Genomic DNA, 16,676 nt, shown 5'->3' on the forward strand with positions numbered 1-16,676 from the left:
TCCCCGTCCTTCTTCTTTATAGGAGTGTAAACAAATGATAAATCACAGAGAAAAAGAGTCTGTAAGCGAACGCTTAATAAGCTCAAAACAAAACAGGCAATTGGATGAAGTCCGCGGAAGAGTGATTGTGTCTGTATGTGCGGCGATTATCATTGCGGCATCAGCGGCAATCACCATCTTTCTCGGCATAAAGGGGCTGCAATCTTTTTTTGTAAATGGTGTAAGCCCGATTGAGTTCTTAACAAGTCTGAATTGGAATCCAACCCAGGCAAAACCTGAGTTCGGCGCGCTGCCTTTTATTTTCGGATCATTCGCGGTCACGGTGCTTTCCGCTCTGATCGCGGCGCCCCTCGGGATTGCGGGTGCCGTGTTTATGACGGAAATTGCGCCGACTTGGGGAAAAAAGGTGCTGCAGCCGGTAATCGAGCTGCTTGTCGGCATTCCGTCCGTCGTTTATGGATTCATAGGTCTTACAGTATTGGTTCCGTTTATCGGATCTTTTAAATCAAGCGGAACGGGTCACAGTCTTCTGGCGGGAACGATCGTACTTTCGGTGATGATTCTGCCGACCATTACGTCGATTTCCGCTGATGCACTTGCGTCATTACCGAAACACCTTCGTGACGGTTCATATGCGCTCGGTGCGACGAGATGGCAGACAATCAGGAAGGTGCTTATCCCGGCGGCGTTTCCGACATTGCTGACCGCTGTCGTGCTTGGAATGGCAAGAGCGTTCGGAGAAGCTCTCGCCGTACAGATGGTTATCGGAAATACAAAGCTTCTCCCGGAAAGCCTGCTTGATACGGCGGGGACATTAACGACGATTATCACGTTAAACATGGGCCATACCACATACGGAAGTATCGAAAATAACACGCTGTGGTCGATGGGGCTTGTTCTTCTTATCATGTCGTTTCTGTTTATACTGCTCATACGCTACTTGTCATCTAGGAGGAAAGTATAATGAACCGGAAAATAACGGATAAATTGGCCACCGGTGTATTCGGTTTATGCGCCGCTGTGATTGCGGCGATTTTGGCAGGATTGTTTTTGTATATTCTGATTCACGGCGTCTCAGAAATCACATTGCATTTTCTTACGTCAAAATCAAGCGCTATCGCGTCAGGCGGCGGGATACGGGATCAGCTTTTTAACTCCTTTTACATTCTGTTCATCACCATGCTGATCACGATACCGCTTGGTGTGGGGGGCGGCGTCTTTATGGCTGAATATGCGCCGCAAAATAAAATTACTGATTTTATCAGAACATGTATTGAAGTTCTGTCGTCGCTTCCGTCGATTGTCATCGGGATGTTCGGCATGCTGATGTTTGTGAACCTGACGGGGTGGGGATACACGATTATCGGGGGCGCGCTCGCCTTAACAGTCTTTAACCTTCCCGTAATGGTCCGGGTGACAGAAGGCGCGCTCACTGCAGTACCTAAAGAACTGAAAGAAGCTTCTCTCGCTTTAGGCGTATCGAGATGGCATACCGTCAAAACGGTGCTGATTCCGAGCGCGATTCCTTCGATTTTAACCGGAGCCATTTTGGCATCAGGAAGAGTGTTCGGAGAAGCGGCGGCATTGCTATTTACAGCAGGACTGACAACGCCGCGGCTGAATTTCACCGATTTAAACCCGTTTTCTGAAGCATCTCCTTTAAATATTTTCAGGCCGGCTGAGACGCTGGCGGTTCATATATGGAGTGTCAATACCCAGGGGATCATTCCCGATGCAGAAGCAATAGCAAACGGCGGCTCGGCAGTGCTGGTGATTTCAGTGCTCTTGTTTAACCTTTGTGCAAGATGGCTCGGATCTGCCATTTATAAAAAGCTTACGGCAAATTAATCGGAAAGAGGCGAAAACATGATTGATCACATCGTCAGGGAACAAGCGGAACAGACAGAGCGTTCGCCGGGGCCGTCGATTTTGGAAGTGAATCATTTGTCCATTTACTACGGAGACAAACAAGCGGTTAAGCGTGTGAATATGGATATTGAAAAACATGCGGTGACGGCTCTGATCGGCCCGTCCGGCTGCGGAAAATCAACATTTCTGAGGCAGATTAACAGAATGAACGATGCCATCCCTTCTGCAAGAAGCGAGGGGAAAATCCTTTATGAAGGACTGAATATTTTGGGGGAAGAGATTAATGTCGTGTCTCTCAGACGGGAGATCGGTATGGTGTTTCAAAAACCGAATCCGTTCCCCAAATCCATTTACAATAACATCACACATGCGCTGAAGTATGCGGGTGAACGAAGAAAAGCCGTTTTGGACGAAGCGGTAGAGGAAAGCTTAAGGAAAGCTGCGCTTTGGGATGAAGTCAAAGACCGTCTTCATTCATCGGCTCTTTCATTATCAGGCGGCCAGCAGCAGCGCCTTTGCATCGCCCGGACGCTTGCGATGAAACCTGCCGTGCTTCTTTTAGATGAACCGGCCTCAGCTCTGGATCCCATCTCAAACGCCAGAATCGAGACGCTTTTGACAGAACTGAAAAAAGATTATTCGATTGTTATCGTTACGCATAACATGCAGCAGGCGCTGAGGGTGTCTGACCGCACGGCTTTCTTTTTAAACGGAGAAGTGGTGGAGTACGGACAGACAGAACAGATTTTTACAAGTCCTAAAGAGCAAAAGACGGATGACTATATTAACGGAAAGTTCGGATAGGGGGAAGAACCGTGAGCGTTGTAAAAGAAGCGGTGCACACGCAGAATCTATTTGATATTCAAGGCATGAACGTATGGTACGGAGCTCATCAGGCCTTGAAAAATATTACGATCGGATTTGAGGAGCGGAAGGTCACTGCCATCATCGGTCCGTCCGGCTGCGGGAAATCCACGTTTATTAAAACATTAAACTTAATGCTGCAAATGGCCCCGAATGTCAAAGTGACAGGCGATATGATTTATAACGGGCGCAATCTGCTGAAGGAAAAGACGGATGCGGCAGAATTAAGAAAGCAGATCGGTATGGTGTTTCAAAAAGGCAATCCGTTTCCGCAGTCCATATTTGAGAATGTCGTGTACGGACCGAGAATACACGGCGAAAAAAATAAAAAGAAACTGCTTGAAATCGCCGAAGAATCATTAAAGGCAGCAGCGCTCTGGGATGAAGTGAAGGATCGTCTCCATCAGCAGGCGCTTTCCCTGTCAGGCGGACAGCAGCAGCGGCTGTGCATCGCAAGGGCGCTCGCCACAAAACCGGATGTCCTATTGATGGATGAACCGACGTCTGCTCTTGATCCCGTGTCCACCCGGAAAATAGAAGAGCTGATTCTGACCTTAAAAGAGAAGTATACCATTGTCATTATGACGCACAACATGCAGCAGGCTGCGAGAGTTTCTGATCAAACCGCGTTTTTCTATATGGGCGAACTTGTAGAGCGGGGCGATACGGGCAAAATCTTTTCTCAGCCGGATCATCAAAAAACACATGATTATATCACCGGAAAATTCGGATGAAAAAACGGGCCCGGCCATTGACCGGGTCCGTTTTATATTGTCTATTAAAAAAGCCTGCCGGCCGTATCCATGAATGGACGATGCCTGCAAGCTTTTTTAGCGGGTCAATGTTTTGACGATTTTTTTGAAGCTCATATCTGAGTCGACTTTGAAATGGCCGGCGCGGATTTCTTTGTGGTAGCCTGCGTCGATTACGTAATCATTAAAGTCCTTCGCTGAAGGAATAATTCCTTCTTTTTCAAGGATGGATGACACATCAGCCGTGCTCATTCCGTCTTTGATCGTCAGTTTGTATGTGACCTTTTTCTTTTTGGCGTCCGTGTTTTGATCGTTGTTTAATGATTTTTCTTTAGCGTCAAGCAGTTTTTGATAGTCATCCCGTTTGACGGAGACTTTTTGCTGAGAGTCGAGGTAGCTGTTTACTTCTTTTTCTGTCAATGCTGTTTTTTCAGTTTTAACGGCAGCTGCCCGGTCATGGTCAGTCAAATAGAAGACAGCGGCGAGGACGGCCGTCGCTAAAATCATACCTGCTGCAAAAGCCTGAATGCCCCGTTTTGTCATACGAGCACCTTCTCATTATCTTTAATAATGGTATTGACGTCCTCGACAGACACGTGTTCCGCTTTTGCGATGGCTTCGGCAGACATCCCGTTGTTATATTTTGAAATGATTTGTTTGGCGATTTTTTGGTTAATGCCGCTGCTTTTGGTTTTGCGGATGACGAGGTTGGTTTCCAGCAATTCTTCTTCAAGCACCGTCATTTTCTTTTTTAACTTGTAAATTTCCTGCATGGCGGAAAGCTGAAGCGTTTCAAGCTCCTGTTCCACGTCTTTCATCGGATCTCTTTGAGAATATGAGAATGCAATAAGCGCTATACTGACGATAAACAACGCAATAATAGCAATTTCCACGTTTCATCACCTTCTATTATTAATTTGCCCTTCTTTTTTATACCATAAAACGCCGCCATTCTAAAGGAAATAGAGAAAAAAACAGAATTTTGTCGGAAAATCTTTTTTATTCGGGGGGCAAACGGATATTTCTCTATAGATTTCGCATATGAAAGCCCTTTTTTGTCCTGTTTCGTCATTTTTTGTATGCGTCTTGCGCAAGGCCATTCAGAGGATCAGAAACATAAACTGATGTTTTCTGCATTTAAACAACATTTCATGTAAATCAGCTCTAGCATTCCGTGCATTATAGTGGTATTATGTATAAGTCTGAATAAGTAAATGATATTTAGTTTGGAGGGAAAATAATGCGCGTTAATATTACTTTGGCTTGCACTGAATGTGGTGAGCGTAACTATATTTCTAAAAAGAACAAACGCAACAATCCGGACCGCGTTGAATTTAAAAAATATTGCCCACGTGATAAAAAATCTACGTTACACCGTGAAACAAAATAAGCTGTTTCAAACGGCGGAAAAAGCTGGAGCTTTCAATAAAGTTCTGGCTTTTTTGTCTTTCAGGGAGGTTTGAGAAACGTGAAAGCACAAATCAGAACCGATATAAAAGCAAAGCTTTCCGGCATAACAGAAAGTGAATGGGAGGCAAAAAGCCGCAGCATGCACAAAACGCTGTTTTCTTTAAAAGAATGGAAACAAGCCCGCATGATTGCCGTCACCATCTCGAAACGCTTGGAAATTCCGACACGGCCTATTATTGAACAGGCTTGGAAAGAGGGAAAACAAGTCTGTATCCCGAAATGTTTCCCCCAGACGGGAGCGATGGAATTCCGTACATTTTCTGCTGATGATCAGCTGGAAACCGTATATGCCGGTCTCAGTGAACCGATCGAAAGCCTGACTGAAAAAGCGGCTCAAAAAGACATTGATCTTGTTATTGTGCCCGGTGTGGCTTTTGACCGGGAAGGCTTCAGAATCGGATACGGCGGCGGATATTATGATCGGTTTCTGACAGATTATGAAGGCCGTACCGTGTCGCTTCTCTTCGACTGCCAGCTGACAGACCGCATTCCCCGCATGCCCCACGATATCCCGGTCGATATGATCGTGACTGAATCTGAAACCATCGCATAAAAAACTTCTTGCACCCGAATAATTCTCGCTGTTTGACAAACGATAGGGGCAGGAGGGATAAAATGAAAAAATTGTTGATCTACTCATTATGCGCCGTATCTGTTTTAGCCGTTTACCAAAACCGCTACCGTCTGATGAACACCGTGCTCAGCCAGCCAGGGATCAGACGGCCATTTATTCATTTCTTTTTAAAAATACCGTTTATCAGAAATAAGTTCATTCAGCAGGCCTTTTAAACAAATCCCGTTTTTTCAGCGGGATTTTTTGCATGAAAAAACCTGCCTGTAATGACGGCAGGTTTTTCTCGTAATATCAGTTTTTTTTCAGGAAACCGAGAAGGATTGAAATGATCGGTGAAATGTACAGGAAAAAGGTAAACGGCAGGTAGTCGATGACAGAAACCCCTAACGCGCTTGCCATGAAAGCGCCGCTTACTCCCCAAGGAATCAGCGGATTGATTAATGTTCCGCCGTCCTCAATCGATCGTGCAAGGTGAAGCCGCTTAATGCTGAGCTTGTCATATAAAGGTTTATAAGACTGACCCGGAATTAAGATCGACAAGTATTGCTCGCCGGTCGCAAGGTTTACGCCAATGCTTGAGAAGACGGTCGCCATGACAAGACGTCCTTTCGTATGCACGCCTTTTATCAATCCTTGAAGCAGCGCTGCGATCAGGCCTGTTTTTTCCATCAGGCCGCCGAGCGCAAAGGCGATCATGATCAGAGAGACTGACCCCATCATGGATTGGAGTCCGCCTCTGTTGATAATGCTGGCTACAGCCTGGTCTCCGGTTTTAAAAGCCGTGCCGCTTTGCAGGGCGGATATAAATCCTTGAATACTGCTGTCAGGAATAAAAACGGCAGTCAGAAGCCCTGCGGAAATAATACCAGCGGTAAGCACCGGAATAACAGAAACCCGTCTGACCGCCAAAATGATCACCAAAAGAGGTGAAAGAAGCGACCAAGGCGTAACGTGCACGGCCTCTTTAATTCCGGAAATGACCGCCTCAATATTTTGCGTTGAAGCGGCATTTATTGAAACGGATGAACCGAGAATATAAAAAAGAACGATTGTGATCAAAAGGGCCGGAACGGTCGTGCCCATCATATGGCGGATATGCTTAAAAATCGGAATTTCGCCGATACCGGCGGCAAAATTCGTCGTGTCGGACATCGGTGACATTTTATCACCGAAACAGGCCCCGCAAATGACTGCTCCCGCCGTCCATTCGAGCGGAACTCCCGCCGCGCTTGCCACCCCTAACAGCGCGACGCCGATTGTACTGACAGTTGTCAGACTTGAGCCGACAAGCGTGCTGATAATCATGCATGAAAATAATGCGGTCAATAGCAGCTGACTCGGCTGTATAATCGATAAAGCGTAAACAGTGACGGCGGGAATGGCCCCGCTGTACATCCAAGCGCCGATCAGCACACCGATCAAAGCCAGCACGATAATCGGCTGTACACCGTTTTTCAATCCGCTGACAATTCCTTTTTCAAGACTGCCCCACGAGAAACCGAGCCGCAAACCTGCCAGAGACAGAATAATGACACAAAAAAACAGCGGCATATGCGGCTCCGTATGAAAGAAAAACAGGCAGGAAATAATGACTGCTAACATTAAAACAAATAAACCGATGGCTGAAATGAATGTCAGCCTTTTTTCTTGTTTCAAAACAACACCCCATCAAACTTTAATCCTTTTGTGCTTTTGGGCACGAAAGTATTGTAACAGAAAAACGCATAAATGAGTGTTTTTTTACAATTATGAATATAGATTTTACCAAAATGACACAAGGATATTTTATCCAATTGTTTTTTGCTTGACGCCTGCTTTAGAGATGAAATACGCTTATACTGAGAAGAAAAGAAATGGTGAAAAAGATGAATTCATTTTATGACGTACAGCAGCTGTTTAAGTCATTCGGACATATCGTGTATTTCGGTGACAGACAAGCTGAAATTGACTTTATGAAAGATGAATTAAAGGAAATGTACTTGTCAAACGTGATTGAAAGAGACTTATGGCTGAAGGCCTCCGGAGTTCTACAGCAGGAATCAGAGAGGATCAAAGGAAGAGACAACAGCAGGATTTAATAAGAAAAGGAGATCATTATGGAAGAGACATGGTTTGCGGGGATTGATCTTGGCGGAACAACTATCAAGCTGGCCTTTATCAATATGTACGGTGAAATCCAGCATAAATGGGAGGTTCCGACCGATAAGACAGGAAACACTATAACGGTCACGATTGCAAAAGCGCTTGACCAGAAGCTGGAAGAATTGAACAAGCCGAAACGAATCTTGAAATGGATCGGCATGGGAGCGCCCGGACCCGTGGAAATAGCGACGGGGATGGTTTATGAGACGACTAATATGGGATGGAAAAACTATCCTTTGAAAGACCATCTTGAGGCGGAAACGGGTATTCCGGCCGTCATTGAAAACGATGCCAATATCGCGGCGCTCGGAGAAATGTGGAAAGGCGCAGGTGACGGAGCCAAAGATGTCATTTTAGTGACGCTCGGAACCGGTGTCGGCGGAGGCATCATCGTCAACGGCGAAATCGTTCACGGTAAAAACGGGGCCGGCGGAGAAATCGGTCATATTTGCAGCATTCCGGAAGGCGGAGCTCCGTGCAACTGCGGAAAATCCGGGTGTATCGAAACGATTGCGTCCGCAACCGGCATCGTCCGCATCGCAAAAGAAAAACTTGCGTCGGTTTCCGACTCTTCGCTCTTGCAGGTGCGTGATCTGACAGCACGTGACGTGTTCGATGCGGCAAAACAGCAGGATAAGACAGCGCTTGAAGTCGTTGATTATGTCGCAAAACATTTAGGCCTCGTGCTCGGAAATCTGGCAAGCGCTATGAATCCGACGAAAATCGTGCTCGGCGGAGGCGTGTCTAAAGCAGGCGAAATACTGCGGTCAAAAGTGGAAGAGACCTTCAAAATCACCGCGTTCCCGCGTTCTGCGGAAGCGGCCGATATTTCGATTGCGGCACTGGGAAATGACGCCGGAGTCATTGGCGGAGCGTGGATTGCCAAAAATGAATGGCTTAAATATCAAAACTGCTAGAGAAAGTCTGCCTGCCCATATAGCGGGCGGCTTTCTTTTTTTATCTCCCCTGTCATATAGTTTTAAAAAAGGGGGATGAACATGGCGGGAATTCGTGTCAAACCTGAAATAAAACGGCATATGAAAGATGTTGCACAGGTGCTTTCAATTGATGAAAAACTGTTGGAAGACGCCAATAAAACGGCAGAAAGCGATGAATTATTTTGTCCCGGCTTCCTCGTGAGCGGTCAGCCAGAATGTCCGATAGAAACGCTTAGCGGGCTTTCGCAATACATCCGGCACTGTGAAAGCGTTCTTTCCGCTGATCAATGGGTGAAGGAAGAAAAGGTGTACGGCGCTCAGTTGCTCTATGAAGAAATTGAGAAAATAATCGATGTCTTTCCATTTGTCACGTGCCGTAAAATCGGCAGTTCCGTTTTGGGAAAACCGCTCTATGAGCTGAGAATAGGCGCGGATACGGCCGAGAGAAACGTGCATGTAAACGCCTCTTTTCATGCCAATGAATGGATTACCACGTCGGTTGCGATTAAATGGTGCAAAGAATATTGCGCGGCATTATGCGAAAATAAAACCGTTTTCGGACATTCCGCCATTGATATATTCAGCCGGACATCCTTATCATTCGTTCCGCTCGTAAATCCCGACGGTGTGGATCTCGTACTTTACGGATGTGCAGATTTATCAGAAAAAAATGAATTTCTCAACGGATTAAATGAGCACCGCCCGGATTTCCGCGAATGGAAGGCGAATATAAACGGCGTTGATTTAAATAAACATTTCCCATCGAATTGGGAGATTGAACAGAGGCGCAAACCGAAGGCTCCCTCGTACCGTGATTTTCCGGGCACGGCGCCGCTCACTGAACCGGAGGCGCAGGCGATGCACCGGCTGATAACGGAGCAGCCGCCTGACAGGCTGATCGCGCTTCATACACAGGGAGAAGAGATTTATTGGGGGTACGAAGGATGTGAACCGGAGCAATCATCTGAGGTCATCCGGGAGTTTGAAGCGATAAGCGGAAACCGCTATCAAGGTGTAAAAACCATTGACAGCCATGCCGGTTTCAGGGATTGGTTTATACAGCAATACGGAAAAGAGGGCTATACCGTTGAACTCGGGAAGGGAAAAAATCCTTTGCCTTTTCATCAGTTTTCGGATATTTATCAAGCGACGGAAGGAATATTGTGGAGGGCGCTTATTTTTTGAGACATCTGTGAAATTTCTCATTTGTTTATATTAACAAATATGGGACAATAGAAAAGAATGGAGGGAAGGCTGGTGAGATACTTGTGTTGTGTTCTGCTGTCCGCGTTCGTTCTGTGTTTAGCGGCCTGTGAACCATCTCATCAGCAGCCTGACACAGACGTCTCAGCAAAAGCAGCAGAACAGAAAATCGTTCCGCTCAGTAAAAATGAAGCCGAGAAAACGGAAGGATGGCTGGATAACAGGACCATTCTGTATACAGCACATGATCAGCTGATGAAATATGACCTTTTCAGCGGAAAATCCGAACGGCTCTACGAAACAAAGGGCCATATTGTCAATGTAAAGATCAGCCTGAAAAAAAAGCTGATTCTCGTTCAGGTGACAAACAGCGGACAGACTGAGCTTGTGCTCATGAACAAGCAGGGGAAAAGACTTTATCACAAAGCCTTTAATTCTTATGAGCTGGAGACGGCTTGGAATCCATATGACCCGTACAAAATGATGATTACCGTTTTTTCTGAAACATGGGACTTCACAACCTATACAGCCGATATGAAACACGGCATTTTAAAAATAAGTCCTGTTCAGGCCCCTTTTGTCCATTGGATGTCCTCCGATGAATTTCAATATATTAAGCAAGGAAAAACGGAGGAAGAGGGCCCTTTATATTCCTATGATCTGGAGACGGCAAAAGAAAAAAGAGTGCTTCAGCATGTCATCTGGGCAGATTCCCGCCCGGGTATGACGCTTGCCGTCAGACAAGCGGATAAACCGGACGGCGACGGCGAGTTCCTTTTCCAAAAGCCGGCATCCGTGACACACCGTTTTCCTCTTCAAAAAAAGTATGAGAGCTTTGCGCCGATGGAATATGATTACGATCAGACCCACAAGCGGTTTTACACGTTTAAGCCGGAGGGCCGGTTATACAGGCTGATCAGCTTTGACTTGGGGGACAAACGGGAGCGGACGGTGCTTAACAATACGGAAATGGAACCGATTCAGATCTCTCCGAACGGGGAATACGCTTTATATGGCTTTACGTATGACCGGCTGATATCTCTGAAAACAGGACTGACAGAACCAATCATAACAAATGAAAAAGGAGTTTGAATCAAATGGCAATTGCAGATGTGACAATCATTCCGATCGGAACAAAAACACCGAGCGTCAGTGAGTATGTAGCGGATGTGCAAAAGATTTTGGAAGGCTACAAAGCAGCCGGCAAAATCAAATTTCAGCTCACACCGATGAACACTTTGATTGAAGGAGAGCTGAGCGACTTGTTCGCGGTCATTCAGGAGATTCACGAAGCCCCGTTCCAAAAAGGGCTGCACAGAGTGGCGACCAATATCCGCATTGATGACAGGCGTGATAAAGAAACGACGCTGGAGAGCAAAATCAAAAGTGTCAGCAAACATTTGCAGCAATAAAAAATAAGCCTGTATCCTAATGGATACAGGCTTTTAATGTGCAGTCGGATAGCCGCTTGTAACAACGGTCATTACGGTAAACCAGCCGAACACGCCCAGTGTGGCGGCGGCTAACAAAAATCCCAGGATATTTCTCTGTCTGACAGCCCGCAGGACTCCTAACACAGCTAATAATGCGACAAGGCCGAAGATTACAACAAGTAACATCATGCTCCCCCTTTGTCATTGGAACCTGAAAATCTTTCCATTTTATTTTAACCGTTTTCATTTTGTTTGTCGATAGTGTTTTCCCAGCCGCATTCATTGAATCTTCGGCAGAAAACCTTCATAATAAGGGCATATACATAAAGAGGTGATGAAAGTGAAATGGAGACGAATGCCGGCCGGTCCGATTCAGGCAAACGCCTATTTTCTCGTCAGTGAGGATCAGTCCTGTCTGATTTTCGATCCGGGCGGGGAAGCGGACAAACTCAACAATTACATAAAAGAAAACAATTTGAAGCCGCTTGCGATCTTGCTGACGCACGCCCATTTTGACCATATCGGCGCGCTTGACGAGGTAAGAGACAGATGGGATGTTCCCGTATATCTTCACAAAAATGAAGAAAAGTGGCTGGAGGACTCTTCCTTAAACGGATCAGGCATATTGCGCGGCATCGCTGTCACGGCACGGCCCGCCGATCGGCTGATTGAAGGCGACGGCATATTGGACATCGGTCCTTTCCATTTGGAGACGCTGTTTACGCCGGGTCATTCACCTGGAAGCGTTTCTTATTATGTGAAGGACGCTGATTTGGTGATTTCAGGCGATGTGCTCTTTCAGGGAGGCATCGGCCGGACGGATTTACATGGAGGAAATCAAGACGTATTGCTTGATTCCATTCATCAAAAACTGCTCACGCTTCCCGGGCATACACTTGTGTTAAGCGGTCACGGCGCGGAAACGGACATCCAGACAGAGCAGGAGCGAAATCCGTTTATTAATGGATTTTCATTGTAAACGAAAAAAGACAGACCGTAATCGGTCTGTCTTTTTCAGTCAGTGGGTTCCGCCGCCCGGTGTCATAATAAAAATAGAGTAATATGTAAATCCGGCGAAAAATACGGTTAAGTACGCTCCGAAAATATAAATATACATCCGCTCAGTCAGATTCAAATAAGAAAGAAATACGAAAAAGATCGTCTGTCCAAAAAACAAAAGAGATGCGTCTTTCATGCCGCCTAAAAAAAACATGACTGCAAAAATCCCCGTCCAAAATCCTAACACCCGGAACATGCGATTCATTCCTTATCCCCTCCCGAGAGTCTATCTGAAGTTTATTATAATAGATCGGCAGTTAAAATGTAAACATTTTCATGATTATATTTATTGTGGAATTTATGTCTTTCCCTGTGTTTTATATCTTATGCCGTTCTCTAAAAAAGATCCGAAAAATCTTTTTGAAATACGTTTAGCGAAAAAAAGTTCAGGGTACTTATGTTAACAAAGAGACGGATTATCCGAGGGAGGAATTTTTAAAAATGAAAGAACTTATTTTTTATTCATACCCGAGCTGCACATCTTGCCGAAAAACGAAACATTGGTTAAAAGCCCACAATATTGACTTTCAAGAGCGCCACCTATTCAGGGAGACACCGTCAATTGATGAATTGAAGCAAATCTTATCCTTAACAACCGAAGGAATTGATGAAATATTAGCGACGAGGAGCCAAACATTTAAAAACCTCAACCTGAACATTGAAGAAATGACTGTAAATGAAGTGCTGAAGCTTTTGACTGAAAATCCGAAGCTGCTGCGGCGTCCGATCCTGATCGATCGCAAAAAGCTCGTTATCGGATATAATCCAGGAGAATTGATGAAGCTGACGAAGAAAAAAACGGTGCATCAATCTGTATCATAAGAAAAAAACGAAGATCCGCTGATCAAATATCATCAGCTAATCTTCGTTTTTTGCGGTTCCAGGACTGGGCTAGCTGGATTCGAACCAACGATCACGGAGTCAAAGTCCATTGCCTTACCGCTTGGCTATAGCCCATCGAATGCTAATTACAGTATGTGCATCCGGCGCCGGTTTATACATACAAGTCAGATTTGAATGGAGGAAACCCGTGAAACATTTAAATGAAGTATTATCTCAAGTATTAATTGAAGAATCAGGCGAAATCATACGTCAATGGCTGCTCATCCCCGAACCGGGGCGGCCTTCAGAGGATCAGAAAGCGGAAACGCAGCAGCGCCTGTTAATTGAAATCGTTGCTGGCATTTTATCAGGGAAAGACGGCGGAGAAGAGGAGCTGACAAAGTGGGCGCTGCAGTTTGCAAGAGACCGGGCCGTGCATGAAATCCATGTCTATGAAAGCGTCGCAAGCTTTAAAGAATTCCGGAGATTGGTCTGGAACCGCATACAGACATGCAGTGAAACGATGTCTGAGAAGCCTGATACAAATGCGGTATTTACATGGGGAGAGAAGCTGAACAAAGCAATTGACCATATGATTGAAGTATTTACAGAGGAATATCATAAAGTGACAATAACGCAATTAAACGCCCAAAAAGAAATGATTAACGAACTAAGCGCGCCGATTATGCCGATTGCCGACGGTATTGGAATTTTGCCGCTTGTCGGCGAAATTGACACTTACCGGGCAAAAATGATTTTGGAATCGGTGCTTGACCAATGTTCTTCGCTCCGGCTTTCTTATTTATTTCTAGATATATCAGGTGTGCCGATTGTGGATACGATGGTCGCTTATCAAATTTTTAAAGTGATTGACAGCACAAAACTTCTTGGCATAGAAACGACAATCTCAGGCATCCGGCCGGAAATCGCCCAAACCGTCGTGAAGCTTGGCATCGACTTTTCTCATGTGAAAACGGAGCAGAGTCTGGCGAAGGCGCTGGCAAAAAACGGTTTTGTCGTAAAAGAATCATTAAGATGATATAAAGCTGAATGGCTGAGGGGGATTCCCCCCTCAGCTATTCAGCTTTGTCAGCTTCAATCGTAATGATATGATGGCTGTCGATTTCTTTTACCGTAAATGTGTACCCTTCAAAATCAATGGTGCTTCCGGGTTTTGCATCAATATGCTGAGTAAGGAACCAGCCCCCGAGTGTATCGACTTGATCAGCCGTAATCTCAGTTCCGAGTACGTCATTGACGTCACTGATCAGCAATTTGGCGTTCAGAAGATAACGGCTGTCTCCAAGCTTTTGAACGGAAGGTGTCTCATCCGTATCAAATTCGTCCCGGATCTCGCCGACGATCTCTTCAATGATGTCTTCCACGGTTACTAATCCCGCGGTTCCGCCGTACTCATCAATGAGAATGGCCATATGGGCGTGTTCCCGCTGCATTTTAACGAACAATTGATAAATCGGGATCGTCTCAATCACGTGGATGGCCGGCTGAATGTAAGGGCTGAGCTCGTGTTTTGTAAACGATGCCCCTTCAGACAGGAATCTGAATAAAACTTCTTTTATATTGATGATGCCGACAACATGATCTTTATCTCCCTTTACGACAGGATACCGGGTATATTTATTTGTTTTGATAATGTCGCGGAGCATATGTCCTAATCCGCTGTCTAACGGCAGGCTCACCATTTCATTCCGCGGCACCATGATTTCTTTCGCTGTGCGCTTATCAAATGTGAAAATGTTATTTACGTAATGCAGCTCGCTTTTTTTAATCATGCCGCTTCGATAGCTTTCAGCAAGCAGCACCCGCAATTCTTCTTCCGTATAAGCCATTTCATGTTCTGAAGCCGGCTTCAAGCCGAACAGGGCTGTAATCAGGCGGGCGGAATGATTAAGCAGCCAGATGAACGGAAACATTAACTTATAAAACAAAATGATCGGTCTGGCAAACAAAAGCGTAATCCGCTCGGCTTTTTGAATGGCAAAACTTTTCGGCGCGAGTTCACCGATGACAACATTCACATATGTAACAAGCAGAAATGCGATAATCAGTGACAGTATATGGGAAACCGCTTCATGAAGCCCGGTTTTTAAAAATAACGGCTGAAGCATTGCTTTGACTGTCGGTTCACCAAGCCAGCCGAGTCCCAAGGCGGTTACAGTGATGCCCAATTGGCACGCCGATAAATATTCATCAAGGTGTGTAATAACATGCTTGGCTGCTTTTGCCCCTTTCACACCTTCCTGAATGAGCTGATTGACGCGGGAGCGCCTTGCTTTAACGATTGAAAACTCGATGGCGACAAAACACGCCGTTAATAAAATAAATAGTACGATGGCAGTCAGTTTGATGATATACAATGTAACGCCTTCCGCGAAGGAAGGCTTGCACCTCCCTTTTTTCGGAATAATACCACTCTGGAAAGCTGCTCAAACATCAAACCTGGTTTAGCCTGCTTCATTTACGGTAATTAAAACAAGAAAGCGAAACTGGAGGCTGACAAGAGATGAAGGTACATTCGGGGACGGACTGGTTTTGGTACCAGCTCGGTCCGCATGAAAAAGCAGAAGCAAAAAAAATGATCCACCACAATCACTGGCCGCAATGCGAAAAGTGGTTTGAACATGAAAATCATATAAACTTTTTGCGCGCAGATACAAATGATCAGAATAATGAAGCGGTTTTCGGCTCTTTAATCTATCATCAAGGATTAGATAATGAAAAAAACCATACCGTATTTCACTTTTATATTACGAGAGACTTCTTTTTTACGATTAATTTTGATTTTTCGCTGCTGCGCGGTGTAAAAGAAAAGCATGCCACAAAGCAGATTCAAACCTGTGAAAATCCGATTGAAGGCTTTTTTGTTCTGCTGGGAGAGCTGATGAATTCCTATCTGATCGGACTGGATGAATTTGAAGTCAAGCAGCGGACGCTCAAATGGCAGATTCATGATGACAACAGCAAAGGCATCTTGGAAAACGTGCATAAGCTGCGCCATGAGCTGTTCATTTGGAAAGGCCTGATATTGGGGGCTAAAAAAGTGGAAATGGCTTTAAAAGAAGCGTTTCTTCCGAAAAATGACAGGCAGAAAGATTATCTCAGGGCTCATCAAAAGATGGAAAGAGGGATTACATATATCAATGAGTTCGATCAGGAGCTGAGCAATCTGCTGCATGCCGAGGAAGTCATTACCTCTCAAAGAGGAAATGAAATTGTAAAAGCATTGACGATCTTTACAACTCTCTTTACACCGATGACGGCGCTTGGCGCTCTCTGGGGGATGAACTTTGATAATATGCCGGAGCTTCATTGGAAATATTCGTATATTTGTTCCATCGTGATTATTATCGTATCAACCCTGCTGATTTACATTTATCTGCGGCAGAAGGGCTGGACAGGGGATATTCTGCGGGAGAATCAAAAGAAATATTTGCGGAAAGAAAAGAAACGCTAAGAAGAGCAGGCACACGCCTGCTTTTTTGGCGGCCGAAAATGACTGAATGGTTCCCGATTTCATTCAGTAAATCAA

The 16,676-nt window shown here is 45.3% G+C and carries 22 protein-coding genes and 1 tRNA gene; 16 read left to right on the top strand and 7 right to left on the bottom strand.

The genetic code is table 11. The features are described from left to right. Positions 1 to 34: 34 nt before the first annotated feature. From pstC to pstB (ACQE26_RS11615), 4 genes are read left to right on the top strand one after another with little or no spacing between them, the layout of a single operon-like run. Positions 35 to 964: a phosphate ABC transporter permease subunit PstC gene (gene pstC, locus ACQE26_RS11600; RefSeq protein ID WP_013352890.1), complete on the top strand. Its 930-nt coding sequence runs from the start codon at positions 35 to 37 to the stop codon at positions 962 to 964. Beyond that, entirely contained in the window at positions 964 to 1,848 is an 885-nt protein-coding gene (gene pstA / locus ACQE26_RS11605) for a phosphate ABC transporter permease PstA (RefSeq protein WP_016938946.1), read from the top strand. The genes pstC and pstA overlap by 1 nt, the downstream gene beginning before the upstream one ends. A gap of 18 nt (positions 1,849 to 1,866) precedes the next feature. Then, complete coding sequence (pstB, locus tag ACQE26_RS11610; RefSeq protein WP_500469457.1) at positions 1,867 to 2,673, top strand: phosphate ABC transporter ATP-binding protein PstB; 807 nt, start codon at positions 1,867 to 1,869, stop codon at positions 2,671 to 2,673. 11 nt (positions 2,674 to 2,684) lie between these two features. Next, positions 2,685 to 3,467, top strand: coding sequence for a phosphate ABC transporter ATP-binding protein PstB (gene pstB / locus ACQE26_RS11615; RefSeq protein ID WP_500469458.1), 783 nt, complete (start codon positions 2,685 to 2,687; stop codon positions 3,465 to 3,467). Positions 3,468 to 3,563: 96 nt separating this feature from the next. On the opposite strand, the gene ACQE26_RS11620 is transcribed toward pstB (ACQE26_RS11615), so the two are convergent. Both ACQE26_RS11620 and ACQE26_RS11625 read right to left on the bottom strand, forming a co-directional pair. Beyond that, positions 3,564 to 4,028 carry an endolytic transglycosylase MltG gene (locus ACQE26_RS11620; protein ID WP_060964754.1) on the bottom strand — a complete coding sequence of 155 codons (465 nt, stop codon included), beginning with the start codon at positions 4,026 to 4,028 and terminating at the stop codon, positions 3,564 to 3,566. Further along, positions 4,025 to 4,378, bottom strand: coding sequence for a hypothetical protein (locus ACQE26_RS11625; protein ID WP_016938950.1), 354 nt, complete (start codon positions 4,376 to 4,378; stop codon positions 4,025 to 4,027). The genes ACQE26_RS11620 and ACQE26_RS11625 overlap by 4 nt, the downstream gene beginning before the upstream one ends. Before the next feature lie 347 nt (positions 4,379 to 4,725). Here ACQE26_RS11625 and rpmG point away from each other — a divergent pair, with 347 nt between their 5' ends. The 3 genes from rpmG (at position 4,726) to yqgO (ending at position 5,744) form a co-directional block, all read left to right on the top strand. Further along, positions 4,726 to 4,875, top strand: a complete 150-nt coding sequence (gene rpmG, locus ACQE26_RS11630) for a 50S ribosomal protein L33 (protein ID WP_003153056.1) — start codon at positions 4,726 to 4,728, stop codon at positions 4,873 to 4,875. Between the two features lie 78 nt (positions 4,876 to 4,953). Beyond that, positions 4,954 to 5,508, top strand: a complete 555-nt coding sequence (locus ACQE26_RS11635) for a 5-formyltetrahydrofolate cyclo-ligase (protein WP_438420235.1) — start codon at positions 4,954 to 4,956, stop codon at positions 5,506 to 5,508. Positions 5,509 to 5,570: 62 nt separating this feature from the next. After that, complete coding sequence (gene yqgO / locus ACQE26_RS11640) at positions 5,571 to 5,744, top strand: protein YqgO (protein ID WP_101605444.1); 174 nt, start codon at positions 5,571 to 5,573, stop codon at positions 5,742 to 5,744. Positions 5,745 to 5,820: 76 nt separating this feature from the next. Here the strand turns inward: yqgO and nhaC are convergent, their stop codons facing one another. After that, the gene (nhaC, locus tag ACQE26_RS11645) at positions 5,821 to 7,185 is read right to left on the bottom strand and encodes a Na+/H+ antiporter NhaC (RefSeq protein WP_188154563.1); all 1,365 of its coding nucleotides are present in this window, start codon (positions 7,183 to 7,185) and stop codon (positions 5,821 to 5,823) included. Between the two features lie 209 nt (positions 7,186 to 7,394). On the opposite strand from nhaC, the gene ACQE26_RS11650 reads away from it, so the two are divergent. The 5 genes from ACQE26_RS11650 to ACQE26_RS11670 all read left to right on the top strand — a co-directional run bounded on the left by ACQE26_RS11650 (position 7,395) and on the right by ACQE26_RS11670 (position 11,224). Further along, a complete protein-coding gene (locus ACQE26_RS11650; RefSeq protein ID WP_235588381.1) occupies positions 7,395 to 7,607 on the top strand; it encodes a YqgQ family protein in 213 nt (70 codons plus the stop codon). A gap of 18 nt (positions 7,608 to 7,625) precedes the next feature. After that, entirely contained in the window at positions 7,626 to 8,588 is a 963-nt protein-coding gene (gene glcK, locus ACQE26_RS11655; protein WP_016938955.1) for a glucose kinase GlcK, read from the top strand. A gap of 81 nt (positions 8,589 to 8,669) precedes the next feature. Next, entirely contained in the window at positions 8,670 to 9,794 is a 1,125-nt protein-coding gene (locus tag ACQE26_RS11660; protein WP_500469463.1) for a M14 family metallopeptidase, read from the top strand. A gap of 72 nt (positions 9,795 to 9,866) precedes the next feature. Continuing rightward, positions 9,867 to 10,904, top strand: a complete 1,038-nt coding sequence (locus ACQE26_RS11665; RefSeq protein WP_489202151.1) for a YqgU-like beta propeller domain-containing protein — start codon at positions 9,867 to 9,869, stop codon at positions 10,902 to 10,904. Positions 10,905 to 10,909: 5 nt separating this feature from the next. After that, entirely contained in the window at positions 10,910 to 11,224 is a 315-nt protein-coding gene (locus tag ACQE26_RS11670) for an MTH1187 family thiamine-binding protein (RefSeq protein WP_045926724.1), read from the top strand. Between the two features lie 33 nt (positions 11,225 to 11,257). Here ACQE26_RS11670 and ACQE26_RS11675 read toward each other — a convergent pair whose 3' ends face one another. Next, positions 11,258 to 11,431 (bottom strand): DUF2759 domain-containing protein, encoded by a 174-nt coding sequence (locus ACQE26_RS11675; protein WP_003153076.1) that lies wholly within the window; start codon positions 11,429 to 11,431, stop codon positions 11,258 to 11,260. A gap of 154 nt (positions 11,432 to 11,585) precedes the next feature. Here ACQE26_RS11675 and ACQE26_RS11680 point away from each other — a divergent pair, with 154 nt between their 5' ends. After that, positions 11,586 to 12,224: an MBL fold metallo-hydrolase gene (locus ACQE26_RS11680; protein ID WP_016938959.1), complete on the top strand. Its 639-nt coding sequence runs from the start codon at positions 11,586 to 11,588 to the stop codon at positions 12,222 to 12,224. A 39-nt stretch (positions 12,225 to 12,263) separates the two neighbouring features. On the opposite strand, the gene ACQE26_RS11685 is transcribed toward ACQE26_RS11680, so the two are convergent. Then, a complete protein-coding gene (locus ACQE26_RS11685; RefSeq protein ID WP_003153078.1) occupies positions 12,264 to 12,509 on the bottom strand; it encodes a DUF2626 domain-containing protein in 246 nt (81 codons plus the stop codon). A 236-nt stretch (positions 12,510 to 12,745) separates the two neighbouring features. On the opposite strand from ACQE26_RS11685, the gene mgsR reads away from it, so the two are divergent. Further along, complete coding sequence (gene mgsR / locus ACQE26_RS11690) at positions 12,746 to 13,126, top strand: transcriptional regulator MgsR (protein ID WP_060964760.1); 381 nt, start codon at positions 12,746 to 12,748, stop codon at positions 13,124 to 13,126. 64 nt (positions 13,127 to 13,190) lie between these two features. Here the strand turns inward: mgsR and ACQE26_RS11695 are convergent. After that, positions 13,191 to 13,261, bottom strand: a tRNA-Gln gene (locus tag ACQE26_RS11695). Positions 13,262 to 13,334: 73 nt separating this feature from the next. Between ACQE26_RS11695 and rsbRD the strand changes: the two genes are divergently transcribed. Next, complete coding sequence (rsbRD, locus tag ACQE26_RS11700; protein ID WP_438420231.1) at positions 13,335 to 14,165, top strand: RsbT co-antagonist protein RsbRD; 831 nt, start codon at positions 13,335 to 13,337, stop codon at positions 14,163 to 14,165. Positions 14,166 to 14,202: 37 nt separating this feature from the next. Here rsbRD and ACQE26_RS11705 read toward each other — a convergent pair whose 3' ends face one another. Beyond that, on the bottom strand, positions 14,203 to 15,504 hold the full coding sequence (locus ACQE26_RS11705; RefSeq protein ID WP_500469467.1) for a hemolysin family protein: 1,302 nt from the start codon (positions 15,502 to 15,504) through the stop codon (positions 14,203 to 14,205). A gap of 146 nt (positions 15,505 to 15,650) precedes the next feature. Here ACQE26_RS11705 and ACQE26_RS11710 point away from each other — a divergent pair, with 146 nt between their 5' ends. Further along, on the top strand, positions 15,651 to 16,601 hold the full coding sequence (locus ACQE26_RS11710; RefSeq protein WP_500469469.1) for a magnesium transporter CorA family protein: 951 nt from the start codon (positions 15,651 to 15,653) through the stop codon (positions 16,599 to 16,601). The last annotated feature ends 75 nt before the right edge of the window (positions 16,602 to 16,676 follow it).

It is taken from the genome of Bacillus sp. 5RYD7K (assembly GCF_059831465.1).

What these genes read in the sequence shown, in the direction of transcription:
- pstB (WP_500469457.1), top strand. Translation starts at nt 1,867, where the DNA reads ATGATTGATCACATCGTCAGGGAACAAGCGGAACAGACAGAGCGTTCG.
- ACQE26_RS11675 (WP_003153076.1), bottom strand. Translation starts at nt 11,431, where the DNA reads ATGTTACTTGTTGTAATCTTCGGCCTTGTCGCATTATTAGCTGTGTTA.
- ACQE26_RS11670 (WP_045926724.1), top strand. Translation starts at nt 10,910, where the DNA reads ATGGCAATTGCAGATGTGACAATCATTCCGATCGGAACAAAAACACCG.
- glcK (WP_016938955.1), top strand. Translation starts at nt 7,626, where the DNA reads ATGGAAGAGACATGGTTTGCGGGGATTGATCTTGGCGGAACAACTATC.
- rpmG (WP_003153056.1), top strand. Translation starts at nt 4,726, where the DNA reads ATGCGCGTTAATATTACTTTGGCTTGCACTGAATGTGGTGAGCGTAAC.
- mgsR (WP_060964760.1), top strand. Translation starts at nt 12,746, where the DNA reads ATGAAAGAACTTATTTTTTATTCATACCCGAGCTGCACATCTTGCCGA.
- yqgO (WP_101605444.1), top strand. Translation starts at nt 5,571, where the DNA reads ATGAAAAAATTGTTGATCTACTCATTATGCGCCGTATCTGTTTTAGCC.
- pstA (WP_016938946.1), top strand. Translation starts at nt 964, where the DNA reads ATGAACCGGAAAATAACGGATAAATTGGCCACCGGTGTATTCGGTTTA.
- ACQE26_RS11685 (WP_003153078.1), bottom strand. Translation starts at nt 12,509, where the DNA reads ATGAATCGCATGTTCCGGGTGTTAGGATTTTGGACGGGGATTTTTGCA.
- ACQE26_RS11650 (WP_235588381.1), top strand. Translation starts at nt 7,395, where the DNA reads ATGAATTCATTTTATGACGTACAGCAGCTGTTTAAGTCATTCGGACAT.
- ACQE26_RS11620 (WP_060964754.1), bottom strand. Translation starts at nt 4,028, where the DNA reads ATGACAAAACGGGGCATTCAGGCTTTTGCAGCAGGTATGATTTTAGCG.
- ACQE26_RS11660 (WP_500469463.1), top strand. Translation starts at nt 8,670, where the DNA reads ATGGCGGGAATTCGTGTCAAACCTGAAATAAAACGGCATATGAAAGAT.
- pstC (WP_013352890.1), top strand. Translation starts at nt 35, where the DNA reads ATGATAAATCACAGAGAAAAAGAGTCTGTAAGCGAACGCTTAATAAGC.
- ACQE26_RS11710 (WP_500469469.1), top strand. Translation starts at nt 15,651, where the DNA reads ATGAAGGTACATTCGGGGACGGACTGGTTTTGGTACCAGCTCGGTCCG.